Source organism: Candidatus Viadribacter manganicus, assembly GCF_001679665.1.
Classification (GTDB): Bacteria; Pseudomonadota; Alphaproteobacteria; order Caulobacterales; family Aquidulcibacteraceae; genus Vitreimonas; species Vitreimonas manganica.
Map to the genome: position 1 here is coordinate 3,168,587 of NZ_CP013244.1, position 15,444 is coordinate 3,184,030.

Sequence of the window (15,444 nt, forward strand, 5' to 3'; positions counted from 1 at the left end):
ATGTTCGGCAAAGGTAAAAAGAAAAAGGGCGAGAAGCCGGAGGCTGAAGAGGCTGAAGGCGCAGCCCCGCCCTCAGAAGGCGGCGAGGGCGCGGAAGGCGCTGAGGGCGAAGGCGGCGCCAAGAAGAAGATGTCGGGCAAGAAGCTCGTGCTCTTCATCATCTTGCCTGCGGTGCTGGTGCTCGGCGGCGGTGGCGCTGCTGCCTTCTTATTGCTTGGCGGCGGAGGCGGCGAACAGCACGCTGAAGCAAACGCCGGACATGAGAAGGCCAAGGGCGGACACGGCGGCGAGGCCGAAGGCGCCGGCGAAGCGGTGCCTGGCCCGAATGGCACGACGATCATGCACGGTGACAACGTCGTGTTTGTCACGCTGCCCGAAATGCTGGTGAACATTCAGGGGCCCGAGGGGCGTCCTGCGTATTTGAAGCTCACGCTCACGCTTGAAGCGCCAGATGATGCGACGGTGACGGCGCTCGGCGAGCACATTCCGCGCGTGACGGACCAGTTCAATGGCTTTTTGCGCGAACTGCGCACAGAGGACCTCGCAGGTTCTGCGGGGGCATATCGTTTGCGCTTGGAGTTGCTGCGGCGCGTCAATCTCGTGATCGCGCCGTTGCGGGTCAACGCTGTGCTTATTGAAGAAATGCTGGTGCAGTAATGAGCGCTGAGCCGGCCGCAGCTGATACGGAATGGGCGACAGCGGAAGCTGCCAATGATGGTGGCGGCGAAACCTCTGAGCGCATCCTTAATCAGGACGAGATCGATAGTCTCCTGGGCTTTGGTCTCGGCGATGATGAGAACACCAATCGCACCGGTGTCCGCGCCATTATCAATTCGGCGCTGGTTTCGTACGAACGCCTGCCGATGCTGGAAATCGTCTTCGACCGCCTCGTGCGGTTGATGACGACGAGCCTGCGCAACTTCACCTCGGACAACGTTGAAGTCAGCCTCGATCAAATCAGCTCGGTGCGCTTTGGCGACTATCTGAACTCGATCCCGCTGCCGGCGATCATCGCGGTGTTCCGGGCCCAGCAGCTCGACAATTTTGGTTTGGCGACAGTTGATTCGGCGCTGATCTATTCGATCGTCGACGTGTTGCTGGGCGGACGGCGCGGGGCCGCGGCGACGCGCGTTGAAGGGCGTCCATATACGACGATCGAGCGCACGCTGGTGACGCGGATGATCGAAGTGGTGCTCAATGATGCGCGCCAAGCGTTTGCGCCGCTGACGCCGGTCGATTTCACGCTCGATCGCATCGAGACCAATCCGCGTTTTGCGGCGATCGCACGTCCGCCGAATGCGGCGATCATCGTGAAGCTGCGCATCGACATGGAAGATCGCGGTGGCAAGCTTGAATTGCTGCTGCCGTACGCAACGCTCGAGCCAATCCGGAAGATGCTGCTGCAGCAATTCATGGGTGAGAAGTTCGGCCGCGACAATATCTGGGAAGGCCACCTCGCGAGCGAGTTGTGGAACACCAAGCTCGAACTGCGCGCCGTGCTCGATGAGCACAAGGAGCCTTTGAGTAAGGTTCTGAATTTGAAGGTCGGCGACACGCTGATGCTGGATGCGCCGCCGGATTCGCCGGTGACGTTGAAGTGCGGCGCCGTTGATCTCAGCATCGGTCGCGTTGGCCGCATGGGTCACAGCCTTGCGGTGCGCGTCGAGAAACCAATCAGCCCGGCCATGCAGCAGGCCGTGATGAAACTAGGAGGCGGCAAATGAGCCCCATTACACTCGCAATCGAAATCGTCCTCGCGGTGATGCTCGCTGCGTGCCTGTTCTTCTTCTGGCGGCTGGATCAAAAGCTGCAGGCGTTGCGCAGCGGGCAGGATGGCGCTTTGCGCGCTGCTGCTGAGCTGGCGCAGGCGACGGCGCAGGCAGAGGCCGCAGTGCGCGCTATGCGCTCGACCGCGCAAGACGCCGGCCGTGATCTGCAAGCGCGTATCAATGACGCGCGCGCGACGGCGGATCGTTTGGGATTGGGGGCTGGACGCATGCGTTCGTCGGCCGACGCGGGCGCTGTGCGCGGCAGAATGTAATGACCAAGACGAAGCAACCTTCGAAGGGCGCTTCCGTGCGCCTGATGCCGGCGGTGATGGTCACCGTCGCGGCGGTGCTTGGGCTCAAGGCGGTCGCCATGGCCGAGAGCGTCGCCGAGACAGTCGCGGAAGCGGGGCAAGATCAGCCGGCGGCGCCGAGCGCAGCTCATGGCGAAGAGACGGCGCCCGCAGCGCCGGCGACGGCGCATTGCGAAGTGCCATCGCTCGCTGAGATGGCGGGCCTCAGTCAGTCGGAAGTGCAGGTGTTGCAAGCGCTGGGCACGCGCCGTGCTGAACTCGACGCGCGCGGCGAGGCGCTACAAACGCAAGATGGCCTGATGTTGGCCGCTGAGCAGCGTTTGAGCGAGCGTGTCGCTGAGTTGCGCGCGCTTGAAACCCACGTCAACGATCTGCTTGGGCAATTAGACCAAGCCCAAGAAGAGCGCCTGACAGCTCTCGTCGATGTCTATCAGCGCATGCGCGCTAAGGATGCGGCGGCGGTGTTCGATGGACTTGAAGACGATGTGTTGGTGCAGGTTGCGAGCCGCATGCGGCGGCCGAATCTTGCTGAGGTCATGGGCCGGATGGAGCCGGCGCGTGCGCGTCAGCTGACGCAAATGCTCGCGGACCGCGCACGTCCGCCGACCAATGGCAATGAATTGCTCAGCCGCTCGCGTGGTGGAACGACGCCAGCTGCTGCTCCCTAAACCAGCGCTTAACCGCGCGCGGAGATATTAAAGCCAACTTAACGCATGAAGTCCTTGCGCTCTCCGATCGCGATCGCGGCAGCCGCCATGATCGCTGCGCCACCAGCGGTGGCGCAGCCGATGCAGCTTACGCCGCAAACGGAAACGCAAGCGCATACCGAGACGCAAGCTGAGCCGCCCGTGCCGCCGCCGGCTGCTAGTACTCCCGCGCCTGCAACGAGCACGCCTCTGAATACGCAGCCAGCAGATCTACGCGGCCCCAGTGGACCGTTGCCGAGCAGCGTCGATATTGCGTTGACGGCGCCGCCATCTCCGCCTGCGCCGCCGCCTCCACCACCGCCGCCGGCTGCTCTGCCTGCGCCGCCACCACCGCCTCCACCGCCACCGCCACCGCCGCGCATGGCCTCAGTGCCTGACGCGACCGTTTCTGTTGGCGTGCAGAGTGACTACACGCGCTTGGCCTTCCGCTTTGCAGGGCCGACGACAGTGACGCCGTTACAACAAGGCAATCGCCTTGATCTGCGATTCTCACGCGCCGCCGACATCGACATCGCAGAGCTGCGCGCAACGCCGCCGCGCTTTGTGCGTGAAGTGCGCCGTGTCAGCGCTCCGGGTGCGCCGGTGCGGTTGCAAGTCACGCTCGAGGCTGGCGTGCGACAGCGTCACTTCGTCGATGGTGACCGCGTTGTGATAGACTTGCTTCCGCCCGAGGCTGGCGTTGAGCAGACGGTCGCAGCGAATGGCGAGACCACGAACGCGCCCGCGCCGGGGCGTCCGCCTGTTACTGGCACAGGCCGGGTGCAATTGGTTGAAGGCGCGAACGACACGCGCATCACCGTGACGTGGCCTGCTGCGGCGCGCGCGGCGGCATTCCGTCGTGGCGAAGCGATCTGGCTCCTGTTCGACGCTACCGGGCGCATGGACATGACCGGCATTAGCCGCGTCGGGCGCCGTCACCAAGATGTGCAAGTGGTGCAGGGGCAAGGCGTTATTGGCCTTCGCATCCCAGCGCCGCCTGAGATTCAAGTGTCTGCAAGCGCGGAAGACAATGCTTGGACGTTCACGCTCGGCGCGCGTGCTTCCGTGCCGACGCCGGCGCAATTGACGCGCGAGGTCAGCGCCGACGGGCGCGGGCGCATGACCGTGAACTTCGGCCGCGAAGGCGTCGTCCGCTGGATCAACGATCCGGAGGTCGGAGATCGCATTGCGGTGGCTCTGCTTGGGGGGCCGGCGCGAGGCGTGGTGACGCGGCGCGCGACGGTGGAAGCTGCGGTGTTGCCTGCAGCCCACGGCGCGGTGATTGAAACGCGCGCTGACGATGTCAGCGCTGTCTACGCCAACGGCACGCTTACGGTTTCGCGCGGCGATGGGTTGATCGCGGCGACGGCTGAGCAATCGCAACTCGCCGCCGACGTCAGCGCGGCAATGATGGAGGGCGACCATGGCCCCGAGGTTGCGCATCCGGAGGCCGCGCAAAACCTCGTCGCCGTGCGTGAGCATATCGATGAATTGATGCGCCGGGCGGCCGATGAAGGTGTTGCTGAAGGCGCGCCGGTTGAAGCGCGCATGGAGTTGGCTCGTTATCTGTTGGAAAACGAGCTCGCGGCCGAGGCATTGGGCGCGCTGCGTATCGTTGCAATCAATCAGGGTGAATTGGCCGAACTCGATCCGGAGTATCGTTTGTTGCGCGGTGCGGCGAACGTCATGATGGGGCGGGTGCTTCCGGCGCAGCAGGATCTCAACGCCTCGGCGCTGATGAACAATTCTTCTGCTGCATTGTGGCGCGGCTATGCGGCTTCGTTGCAGCAAAATTGGACAGACGCCCGTCGTGAGCTCGAGCGCGGCGCCGGCGGCATGGAAGAGCACCCGCCGGCCTGGCGTGCGCGTTTCCGCGTCGCGCTCGCGGAATCTGCACTGCAACTCAACGATTATGCGGCGGCGGAAGCGGCGGCTCGCGCCGCCATCGCTGAAGCGCCCGACCAGGCTTTGCGCTTGCAGGCGCGGTTGATCGAGGCGCGTGTCGTGGGCGCGCGCGGCGATACCGATCGCGCGCTGACCATGCTCGATGAACTTAGCCGCACGCATGATGAAGAGACTGCGGTGCGAGCGCAGGTCGAGGCCATTCGTGTGCGCCGCGCCACCGGCGCAATGAGCGCGACGGATTCGGTTGAGCTGCTGGAAGCTTTGCGCTTCCGTTGGCGCGGCAATTCCACAGAACTCACGATCGTCGGCATGCTCGGCGAGACCTATTCTGAGCTCGGCCGCTGGCGCGAGGCGCTTTCGACGATGCGAATTGCGGCGGATCGCTTTGCAACAAATCCGGCGACGCGACAATTGCGCGCCGATATGTCGACGCTGTTCGAGCGACTTTTCCTCGATGGGGAAGCCGATCGACTCGAGCCGATCCAGGCGCTTGGTTTGTTCTATGAGTTCAGCGATTTGACGCCAGTCGGCCCGAACGGTGATCGCATCGTGCGGTTGCTGGCAGGGCGCTTGGTGCACGTCGATCTCTTAGAGCAGGCGGCGCAGTTGCTGCAGCACCAGGTTGATGAGCGCTTGCAAGGTGTGGGCAGGGCGCAAGTCGCAGCGGATCTCGCTGCGATCTATTTGATGGACCACAAGCCCGATCGCGCCTTGGTGGCGCTCGCCGGTTCGCGCCAACCAAACATGCCCCAAACGCTGCAGGCCGATCGGCGTATCTTGGAAGCGCGAGCCTTGCTCGATCTTGGGCGCCTCGATGCGGCGACCGAGATGGTCGAGCGCGATCGCAGCGAGGATGCGCAGCGGGTGCGCGCAGAGGCCGCGTGGCGTGCGCGCGATTGGCAACGCGCGGCGGCTGAACTGCGGACGGTGCTCGCATCGCGCAATCGTTCCCAACCGCTCGATGAACATGCGCGCCAAGTTGTGTTGCGGACCGGCGTTGCGCTGACGCTCGCCGGGGATGAGGCTGGTGTGCGTGCGCTTTATCGCGAGTATGCGGGCGATATGGCGAATACGCCTGACGCCGATGCGTTTGAAGTCGTTGCCGCCGGCATCACGGCAGATGGCGCGGCCATTCGTGATGTTGCACGCGCGGTGGCGCGCACAGACTTGCTCGGCCGCTTCTTGGATCGCGTGCGTTCGCGGATGACAGAGCAAGCAGCGCAGACCGCCGCGAGCGCGCCAGCAACGCCGCCCGCCGCAGCCCCTGCGCCGCAAACACCCGCGCCGCAAGCGCGTGCGCCGGCGACCAACCCCGCCACCGGCGCCCAAAGCTAAAGCAGGGGCGCTTCGGCGGCGTTGAATTCGCTTTACAAGCCGCGTTCAACTGTCGTCATGGGCGAATGCCGGGGCCGATTTCAGTCATCATTCCAACTTTGGAGTGCGCGCGGGACTTGCCGCACGCCCTCGCGCCGCTTGTGGACGGGATGGCGGAAGGGCTGATCCGTGAAGTGATTGTCAGCGACGGCGGCTCGCATGACGAGACGGTAGAAATTGCCGATGCAGCCGGTTGCTCTGTCATCGTGGGAGCGCCAGGGCGGGCAAAACAATTGATTGCCGGCGCCGCGTGCGCGAAAGGCAAATGGCTTTTCTTTCTCCATCCGCGAACCGTGCTCGCGCGCGGCTGGACTGATGAGGTGCAGACGTTCTTTCAGTTTTCCGAAGGGCGAAAGCGCGCTGCGGTGTTCAAGCTTGCGTTCAATGATCGTTCAGCGAAGGGCGCATTGTTTTGGGCGCGCTTGCGCGCGCAGATGATGAAGCTGCCGCATGGTGACCAGGGCTTGCTGATTTCTCGCTTCCTTTACGATGGACTGAGCGGTTACCGCGATATGGTGCACGAAGACATCGACTTCGCGCGGCGTATTGGTGCGAAGCGGTTGGTGTTTCTCGAGACTGAAGCCGTGACGAGTGCTGATGCTTATAGGCGCGCGGCAAATCCAGCGGCGACGTTCGGCATACTCACGCGATATTTCCTGGGGGCCGATCCGGTAGAACTTGCCCAGCGCTGACTAGCGGCCAGCGACGCGCTGATCGAGCGGTGTGTAGAGCGCAGGCGCTCCTGATGCGAGACGATCAAGTTCTGGCGTCGGCTGACCGTAGCGCTTGCGGCACAGCGCCATGTGCGAGAGCGAGCGCTCGGCATAATCGCGGCTTTCGGCGCGTGGCATCATTTCAAGCACGAGGAGCGGATCGAGATCAGCTGGTTGTGTGGCGAGCCAGCGTGACAACCAGCCGGGGCCGCCATTGTAGGCGGCGAAGACGCGGCCGAGGTCGCCGTCGTTGTGGAACTCGGTCATCAGCCATTGCAGGTAGTCTTGGCCGAGGCGCATGTTGAGGCCGGGCTCAAACAACGGCGCCGGCGCGCGGCGATAATTGTGCGAGCGATCCATGTCGCGCGCCGTAGAGGGCAGCAACTGCATCAGGCCGCGTGCGTTCGAGACGCTGACAGCTTTCGGATTGAAGTAGCTCTCTTGGCGCACGATTGCGTAGAGCAGCGCGCGATCCAACGAGAAGCCGTTCTCCGGTTCGAACGATGTTGTTGGGCAGAAGCCGGCGGCGACATCACGGCCGCCGTATTCTGCAACGCGGAGCTGTGCGGCCGGCGCCTCAAGCGCAATGGCGAGCGCGAGGAAGGAGCGATCGTCGGCGGGATCGAGGTCCGCGTGCAGACGGCGCATTTCGGATTCGACCTCCGAGAGGCGGCCAAGTTGCGCCAATGCAGCGGCGCGGCGTGCAGCAGGATAACGCTCGATCAAGCGCGTGATGGCGCCGTCGGTGATTTCGGGTTGCTGAAACTCGAGCGAGCTGTCGCGGCCAAGCTGTGTTTCGGCAAGCTGGCCGTAGAATGTCCACGGACGCTCCGCTGCGGCTTCGAGATGTTGGGTGACGCCGCGTGTTTCGCCAGCTGCCAATCGTGCGCGCGCCGCCCAGTAATGAACGCCAGCGCGCGCCCAGCCGCCATGATGCGGCCATTGCGCCGACGCCTCAAACTGACGAACGGCTTCGGCGTAATCATGTGCGCGATAAGCGATGAGGCCGAGTTGCCATTGGGCGACGCCGCTCCTTGGCCCGCCAACTTGAGCAAGTGCGATGTCGCGTGCGGCGTCGAAGTCAGCTGCGCCTATCCGCTCGTGGACGCGCTCGATCGCGGCGCGCGCTGAGACGGTATCGCCTGGAATTGGCGGTGGGGTTCCGGGCAGGGTGCGGCCACGGCCCGCGACTGGGCTTGGCGCACGCGTGCCGGCGCGGCGTGCGCGGCGCGAGCGCGAATCCATGGCTCGGTCATAGACGGCCGTCGCCATCCCGTAGTCGCCGTAGCGATTGAGCCAGCTCGAATAGTCACTCCAGCTGGCGCGGTAGGAGCGCGAAAGAAGCATGCGGCCACGGACGGCGCCGTCGAGCACATCGTCATTGGCGCGTGAGAGTGCGGTGCCGACAGCGCGCCAATCGCCGGAATCGATGGCTTCGAAAGCGTCGCGGTAGGCCGCCTCGTCCTGTTCGGTGAGAACTAAAATGCGAGGCTCGGCGTGAACGGCCGGAGCCACGAGGGCGGCGACGGAAAAAGCGGCGAAGGCGTAGCGGAACGTCATTCGAAGCTCATCGTCCTGAAGTCGTTAGAGATGCGCCGCCCGCTCAACGCCCAGCTCCTGGAGCCACGCTTCTGCAAACAGCAAATCCGTCCAAGCCTGCCGCTTATGCTGCGGCCGGCCAAGAAGGTATGCGGGATGAAGCATGACCATGGCGTTGACGGGGGGCTTTAAACCCTCGCGGCTGTAGCTCAGCTTTCGACCGCGCAGCTTGGTCACCGTCTCGTCGCGACCTAGAGCGGTGTTGGCCGCCAATTTTCCCATAAGGATCAGCAGCTTGGGCTGCGTGATCTCGACCAAGCGTTCAACGAATGGCTGGCAGGCGATAGTTTCGCCTGGCGTTGGGTCGCGGTTTCCGGGCGGACGCCAGTAAATAACATTTGAAATCAGTATATTGGACTTTCGGTCGAGGCCGATAGCGCCGAGCATCCGGTCAAGCAATTGGCCGGCTGGTCCGACCAAAGGCCGGCCTTGCTCGTCGTCCTCGCGATCGGGCGTTTCACCTAGGATCAGGACGGGGGCGCGCTCGACGCCGTCGGTAAAGACGGTATTCCGAGCTGTAGCCTTCAGAGCGCAACCTTCAAATTTACCCACAGCGGCGCGGAGTTCAGCGATGTTCCTCGCCGCCGCCGCCAGCGCGCGCGCGGTGTTTACGGCGTCATCCGCGGGTTGGAGTTTGGCCTTCGGCTTGGCCTTAGGCGCCGGAGGATCGATTTGGAACGGCACGCGCGCGGGGGCCTGCTGCGGCGGGCGCGTCTCGGCGGTCGTTGCCGGGCGTGCGCTGAAGATGGCTTCAGCATCGTCCATGTCGACGCCAGCGGCCCGCCAGAATGCGAGCAGCGCACGCGCGGCGTCTTGCGAGGCGGCTGAGTTCTGCATCGTCTCTGTTATGAACGGACTCGGTCGAATCGCCAAAGCGACGCGGGCAGCTTGCACCTCATCGCATCCGCTTTGATAAACGACATGAACAACGTGAAGGGATGGAAATGGCCGAGGAAGCCCCAGAACGCGAAGCGATGGAGTACGATGTCGTCATCGTTGGCGCGGGGCCTGCCGGCCTTTCCGCTGCGATACGCCTGAAGCAACTCGCCGCCGCGGCTGGAAGTGAAGTCAGTGTCGCGGTTTTGGAAAAGGGCGCTGAGGTTGGCGCTCACATCCTCTCCGGCGCAGTGATCGACCCATGCTCGCTGAACGAGCTCATCCCGGATTGGAAAGAGCGCGGCGCGCCTCTGGAGACGTTGGTCGCCGACGACCAGTTCAAGATTTTGGGGCCTGCTGGCGCAGCGTCCTTGCCGATGTTCCTGATGCCGCCGTTGTTCAGCAATCACGGCAATTATATCGTCTCGTTGTCGAACGTGACGAAGTGGCTGGCCGCGCAAGCTGAAGAGCTCGGCGTTGAGATCTATCCGGGCATGGCCGCGTCGGAGCCGGTGTTCGATGAAAGCGGAGCGCTCAAGGGCGTTGTCGCGGGCGTATTCGGCATCGGCAAGGACGGACACAAAAAGCCGGACTATCAGCCCGGCATGGAATTGCACGGCAAGTACGTGTTTATCGCCGAAGGCGTGCGCGGCTCGCTGGCGAAGGTGTTGATGAGCAAATACGGGCTCGCCGACAAGTCGCAGCCCCAGAAGTTCGGTATCGGCATCAAGGAACTTTGGGAGGTGCCGAAGGAGCAGCACAAGCCAGGCTTGGTGTTGCACACCGTCGGTTGGCCGCTTGACGACAAGACGGGCGGCGGCTCGTTCATGTATCACTTCGGCGATCGCCAAGTATATGTCGGGTACGTCGTCCACCTGAACTACAAGAACCCCTACATTTCGCCGTTTGACGTGTTCCAGCAGCACAAACTGCATCCGGAAATTCGCACCCACATCGAGGGCGGAAAGCGTTTGGCGTACGGCGCGCGCGCGATCACCGAAGGTGGCTTCCAATCCGTGCCGCGTCTCGCGTTTCCGGGCGGCGCATTGATTGGGTGTTCGGCGGGTTTCGTGAACGTGCCGCGCATCAAGGGCAGCCACAACGCCATGAAGTCCGGCATGCTTGCGGCGCAAGCGGCGTTCGAGGCGTTGAAGCATGGGCGTCAGCGCGACACGCTTGAAGCGTACGATGAGTCTTATCTCGACAGTTCGATCCGCAAAGATCTGTTCGGCGTACGCAATGCGAAGCCGATGCTCACGCGCTTCGGCACTTTCTGGGGCGGTGTCGTTGGCATGTTCGATATGTGGACGACGACGATGTTGGGCGGCTTTTCGTTCTTCGGCACACTCAAGCACGGCAAGGCCGATTATGCTTCGCTGGATAAAGCCAAAAAGCACACGCCGATCGCTTATCCGAAAGCGGACGGCGTGCTGACGTTCGACAAGCTAAGTTCGGTTTATCTTTCGAACACCAATCACGAAGAAGACCAACCTTCGCACCTGACGCTCAAAGATCCGACGATCCCGATCCGGGTGAATCTCCCCGAATACGCCGAGCCAGCGACACGATATTGCCCGGCTGGCGTGTACGAAGTGCTGTACGATGAGGCAGGGGGTAATCCGCGCTTTCAGATCAATGCTCAAAACTGCGTTCACTGCAAAACGTGCGATATTAAAGACCCCAGTCAGAATATAAATTGGGTGACGCCTGAGGGCGGCGGCGGGCCGAACTACGCCAACATGTAGCTGCATCCTGCGAAGGCAGGAGAAAGGACGAAAGAATGCGTTGGGCCTTACTGGCGGCAAGTGTCGCGGCGGCGGCGATAACGGCGAACGGCGCCCTTGCGCAAGAAGCGAAGCGAGAGCCAGCAGCGCAACAAACGCGCGGCGATCAGACGAGCGCTGCCCCGTTCGCGGCCCTGCGTGTGACTTCGCCGCCCAACGCCGCTGCCGATCGCACGTATGACTCACCCGATGCGGCGTTGCTGGAAGCTGATGTCGATTATCTCGTGCGTGAAGGCCATCGGGCCGTCACGCGCAACGATGAGGATGGGCTTTGGTACGCTGCGGCGTTCGCGGACGATTTGGCGGCCGGGCGTTACGCCGAAGCACGGCGCGTGCTGCAAAGTTCGCCGGGCGGTATCAACGGTTCGTTCTCCGACATGCTGGAGCCGTTCTTGATCGCAGCTGAAGGCAATGTCGATCGCGCAGTGGAGCGGGTCGATGCGGCTGGCGACACGCTGCCGGCGCCGTTGCCGGAAGTGGCGACGGCGTTGTTGTTTGAATCTGCGGGGCGTCTGCGTGAAGCGGCGGCAGTGTATTCGCTCATGGTTGAGCGGCTCGATACGACGCCCCCGGGCGATGCAGAGCCGCAAACAAGCGCCGAGTTCGATCGGGCGCTGAATGCTGCGCGCGTGACCCATGCCGTGTACCGCGCCGCGCTGGTTTCGCACCGGCTTGGACGTGTTGAGGAAGCTCGTCGCTACTACACGATCGTGCTCGGCTTTGCGCCGCGCGCCGTCGATGTTCACACGAACCTCGCGCGCCTCGATGCGGGTCAGCCGCCGTTTGAAGAGCCGCTAACAGTCGTGGGTGCGACCGGACGCTGGATGCTGTTCGTGTCGGAGTTCTTGACGCAAGCGGAGACGCTGTCGGCGCTGATCGCGCAGCGCGACCCGGTTCAGGGTTTCCCGTCAACGTCCGGCGCCGCACTGCTGCAGATCGGTACTTTGCTGGCGAACGATTCCGATGATTGGCGGCTCTACGCGGCGCAGGAGACGCTCGACGCCGGCGGCGTCAACGGCGCCCAGCGCATCATCGATCAAATCCCGGCGACGAGCCCATTCGCGTCGGACGCCGAGATCGTGCGCGCTTCGATCGCTATCGAACGTGGCAATGACGACGCGGCGGCCGCTGCTGCGGAGCGTGCGCTTGCGGGCGCAGGCACGCGTTGGTCGATCATTGCTTCAGTCGGCGACATTTATCGCCGCATCGGGCATCCAGATCGCGCCATTCCGGCATTCGATCGCGCACTGACTTTGGCGCAAGATCCCAAGGATCGGGCGGATGTACTGGGCTGGCGCGCGTATGCGCATCGCTTCTCAGGCAATGTACGCGCCGCGACTGCAGATATGCGCGCCGCATACGAGGCCGATCCGAGCGTCGATACGCGGCTGCTCTATGTTTCGATCCTGATGGACGATCCAGCGGCGTGGAGCGATGGCATCGCCATGGCGCGTTCGTTGTTTGCTGAACAGCCGGACTCGGTGCTGCGTCTCAATGCCTTGGGCTACGCATTGATCCAACGTCCTGAAGGGCTTGAAGAGGGCTACCGGCTTTTGTGGCGCGGTTTCAATTACGGCCAAAGCGACTACGCGGTGATCGATAGCTTGGGGTGGGCGTATTATCTTTATGGTCACTTTGATCAGTCGCGTGCCCTGATCGAGCGGGCCAACGACCTCTCGCGCAATGATCCGAACGCGGAAATTTTGGATCACCTTGGCGATGTCTATTGGCGTCTGAACCGCCGCGATGAAGCGCGCACGGCATGGCGCCAAGCGCTTGAAGCGCGGCCTGACGCCATTCGCCGCCGCGATCTTGAGCAGAAGGTTGCGCGTGGTTTGACTGCTGCAGCGCCGCGTCAGCGTCCGTTGCCGCAAGTGTCGCTGCCGGAAGGCCCGGCACAGCGGGACGATCTCTAAGTGCGCAGGCTCTTAGTGCTGGCCGCGAGCGCGTGCCTCGCCGCATGCGCCACCGTGCCGACCACGCCAGTTGCAGAGTCGCGTGCGTACGCGGACTTCCTGATTGGCCGTGTTGCAAACGCACGCTCGGATCATAGCGCGGCGGCGGATCGCTATTTTTCCGCGTTGGCGCGCAATCCCGGCGATCAATCGCTGGTGGAAGGCGCGCTCGTCTCGTCGCTGGCTTCCGGCGATGTCGAGCGCGCGCGACGCGCTGCGCGTTTGGCGGATCGCAATGATGCGCCGGCGTATGCGCACATCGTTCGCGCCGCCGATGCGCTGATTGCTCAACGTTATACGCAAGCTAGCACCGAGCTTGATCGCGCTCAGGGAACCGCGGCCGAAGAATTGATCGCGCGCATGGTCGCGAATTGGGCAAGCGCCGGCGCGGGTGATAGCGGCGGCATTGCTGCTGATTTGGCGCCGCTGGCGTCGATCCGTCCTTACGGTGGCTTATTCGCATATCAGCAGGCAATGGTGCTGGATTATGCGGGCCAGCAGAGTGAGGCGCTCGCGGCTTATAATCTCGCGGCGCAGGGTGGTCTGTGGCTTCCGACTGGCGTCGGCCGTCACGCGGATTTGTTGCTGCGCTCCGGTCAGCGTGATCAAGCGTTGGCCTTGCTCAGCGGCGATGGCACGAGTGGCAATCCGGCCCTTGCGGCGATGCGTGCGCAGATCGAGGCTGGTCAGCCTGCCGCCTTGGAACGGCTCACGCCAGCGCGTGGTGCGGCGACTGCTGTCTACGGCATGAGTGCGATCTTTCGCCAGGAGCACGACGCTACGAACAGCCTCGCGGCGTTGACCTTGGCGTTGATCCTAGATCCCGGTTTCGACGGCGCGCGCCTGGCGATGGCGCAGCAACAGGCAGAGCTTGGTCATATTGATGTCGCGCGCCGTGTTGTCGGTGAGATCAATCCTGCCTCGCCCTATGCGGCGAGCGCACAAACGCTGGAAGCTTGGATCGTTTTCGATAGTGGCGACAAGGATGGCGGCATCGCTTTGGCCCGCGAGGCTGCTGCTGCGGGCGATGCGCGCTCGCGTCGTGCGCTCGCGGACATGTATCGCGGCGCCAGCCGGTTTGCGGAATCAGAGCCGCTTTATAGCGAGTTGATCGCAGCGCAGCCTAATGAGTGGCGTTCGTACTTCTCACGCGGCGCTGCGCGCGAGCGTCTCGGGCGGTGGCCGGAGGCTGAAGCCGATTTCCGCCGCGCGCTGGAGCTTTCGCCGGATCAGCCGGACGTATTGAACTATCTTGGTTATGCCTGGGTCGATCGCGGCGAGAACCTTCAAGAGGGGCTCGCGATGATCCGCCGTGCAGCCGAGATCAGGCCGATGTCGGGCGCGATCATCGATAGCTTGGGGTGGGCGTATTACCGCTTGGGTGATTACACTCAGGCCGTTGATTGGCTTGAAGCCGCGGTGCGTCTTGAGCCTGCCGATCCCACGCTCAACGATCATTTGGGCGACGTCTACTGGCGCTTGAACAGGCGCATTGAAGCGCGCTTTCAGTGGACTCGCGCCGCAGGCTTGAATCCAGATAACCCGGACGCGATCCGTCAGAAAATTGAAAACGGCCTGCCAGACGAGACGGCGCCGCAATCGGCAAATCGATGAGCGTGCGCGTCTTCGCCCCGGCGAAGATCAATCTGACGCTTGAGGTCGGCCGCCCGCGCGCCGATGGCTATCATCTGCTGCAAAGTGCTGTTGCGTTTGCAGGTGTTGGCGATTGGATTGAAGCTGCGCCCGCCGAGACGCTATCGCTCACCGTAAAGGGGCCGTTTGCGACCGCGCTCGGCGTCAGCGACGATAATTTGGTGTTGCGCGCCGCTCGCTTGCTCGACGGCGCGCGCGGTGCGGCGCTGACGCTCGAGAAGAACCTTCCAATCGCCTCGGGCATTGGCGGTGGCTCTTCAGATGCAGCGGCGACGTTGTTGGCTTTGAATGAGCTTTGGGGCTTGGGCAAAACAGTCGACGAGCTGGCGGCGCTTTCGGCTTCGCTCGGAGCGGATGTGCCCGTGTGTGTGCACAGGCGCGGCGCGTGGATGACCGGCGTCGGCGAAGTGGTTGAGCCGATCGATGTTCCTGACCTCAACGCGGTGCTGGTGAACCCCGGCAAGCCGCTGCCGACGCCGCCGGTCTATCGACGCTTCGATGACTTGGCGTTGGGGCTGATGTTGCCCGATCGCGACGCGCCGGCGTGGAGGGATGGCGCAGCCGTCGTTGCCGATATGCTGGCGTGGGGGAACAATCTGGAGTCGCCGGCCGCCGCGTTGATGCCGGAACTCGGTGATCTGCTGGAGATGCTCCGTGCGGATCCGCGCAGCTCTTGCGCCGCGCTTTCGGGGAGTGGCGCTACGTGTTTTGCGATCGCCAAGAGCGCCGCCGACGCGCATGCGCTTGCGGCAGACCTTGGCGCACGCAACCGTGATTGGTGGGTGTGCGCAACAACACTGGGCCGCGCTTGACCCATTG

At 63.5% G+C, this 15,444-nt stretch carries 13 protein-coding genes; 10 read left to right on the top strand and 3 right to left on the bottom strand.

The window, feature by feature from the left end:
- The 4 genes from ATE48_RS16235 to ATE48_RS16250 are packed head-to-tail and all read left to right on the top strand — an operon-like array spanning window position 1 to window position 2,748.
- Window positions 1-657, top strand: a complete 657-nt coding sequence (locus tag ATE48_RS16235) for a flagellar basal body-associated FliL family protein (RefSeq protein ID WP_066773315.1) — start codon at window positions 1-3, stop codon at window positions 655-657.
- Window positions 657-1,724: a flagellar motor switch protein FliM gene (gene fliM, locus ATE48_RS16240; RefSeq protein ID WP_066773317.1), complete on the top strand. Its 1,068-nt coding sequence runs from the start codon at window positions 657-659 to the stop codon at window positions 1,722-1,724. The genes ATE48_RS16235 and fliM overlap by 1 nt, the downstream gene beginning before the upstream one ends.
- Entirely contained in the window at window positions 1,721-2,041 is a 321-nt protein-coding gene (locus ATE48_RS16245) for a DUF6468 domain-containing protein (RefSeq protein ID WP_066773318.1), read from the top strand. The genes fliM and ATE48_RS16245 overlap by 4 nt, the downstream gene beginning before the upstream one ends.
- On the top strand, window positions 2,041-2,748 hold the full coding sequence (locus tag ATE48_RS16250; protein WP_066773320.1) for a MotE family protein: 708 nt from the start codon (window positions 2,041-2,043) through the stop codon (window positions 2,746-2,748). The genes ATE48_RS16245 and ATE48_RS16250 overlap by 1 nt, the downstream gene beginning before the upstream one ends.
- A 38-nt stretch (window positions 2,749-2,786) precedes the next feature.
- On the opposite strand, the gene ATE48_RS19485 is transcribed toward ATE48_RS16250, so the two are convergent.
- Window positions 2,787-3,149 carry a hypothetical protein gene (locus ATE48_RS19485; protein WP_083197413.1) on the bottom strand — a complete coding sequence of 121 codons (363 nt, stop codon included), beginning with the start codon at window positions 3,147-3,149 and terminating at the stop codon, window positions 2,787-2,789.
- 7 nt (window positions 3,150-3,156) lie between these two features.
- On the opposite strand from ATE48_RS19485, the gene ATE48_RS16255 reads away from it, so the two are divergent.
- Entirely contained in the window at window positions 3,157-6,006 is a 2,850-nt protein-coding gene (locus tag ATE48_RS16255; protein WP_156767824.1) for a tetratricopeptide repeat protein, read from the top strand.
- 65 nt (window positions 6,007-6,071) lie between these two features.
- The gene (locus ATE48_RS16260; protein WP_066773326.1) at window positions 6,072-6,737 is read left to right on the top strand and encodes a glycosyltransferase; all 666 of its coding nucleotides are present in this window, start codon (window positions 6,072-6,074) and stop codon (window positions 6,735-6,737) included.
- On the opposite strand, the gene ATE48_RS16265 is transcribed toward ATE48_RS16260, so the two are convergent.
- Window positions 6,738-8,318, bottom strand: coding sequence for a lytic transglycosylase domain-containing protein (locus ATE48_RS16265; RefSeq protein WP_066773329.1), 1,581 nt, complete (start codon window positions 8,316-8,318; stop codon window positions 6,738-6,740). It abuts the gene before it with no gap.
- 24 nt (window positions 8,319-8,342) lie between these two features.
- Window positions 8,343-9,194 (bottom strand): uracil-DNA glycosylase, encoded by an 852-nt coding sequence (locus ATE48_RS16270; protein ID WP_066773331.1) that lies wholly within the window; start codon window positions 9,192-9,194, stop codon window positions 8,343-8,345.
- A gap of 107 nt (window positions 9,195-9,301) precedes the next feature.
- On the opposite strand from ATE48_RS16270, the gene ATE48_RS16275 reads away from it, so the two are divergent.
- The 4 genes from ATE48_RS16275 to ATE48_RS16290 are packed head-to-tail and all read left to right on the top strand — an operon-like array spanning window position 9,302 to window position 15,437.
- Complete coding sequence (locus ATE48_RS16275) at window positions 9,302-10,978, top strand: electron transfer flavoprotein-ubiquinone oxidoreductase (protein WP_066775281.1); 1,677 nt, start codon at window positions 9,302-9,304, stop codon at window positions 10,976-10,978.
- Window positions 10,979-11,013: 35 nt separating this feature from the next.
- Window positions 11,014-12,933 carry a tetratricopeptide repeat protein gene (locus ATE48_RS16280; RefSeq protein WP_066773334.1) on the top strand — a complete coding sequence of 640 codons (1,920 nt, stop codon included), beginning with the start codon at window positions 11,014-11,016 and terminating at the stop codon, window positions 12,931-12,933.
- The gene (locus ATE48_RS16285) at window positions 12,934-14,586 is read left to right on the top strand and encodes a tetratricopeptide repeat protein (RefSeq protein ID WP_156767825.1); all 1,653 of its coding nucleotides are present in this window, start codon (window positions 12,934-12,936) and stop codon (window positions 14,584-14,586) included. It begins immediately after the preceding gene.
- Entirely contained in the window at window positions 14,583-15,437 is an 855-nt protein-coding gene (locus ATE48_RS16290; RefSeq protein WP_066773339.1) for a 4-(cytidine 5'-diphospho)-2-C-methyl-D-erythritol kinase, read from the top strand. Before ATE48_RS16285 ends, ATE48_RS16290 begins: the two co-directional genes overlap by 4 nt.
- Window positions 15,438-15,444 lie beyond the last annotated feature (7 nt).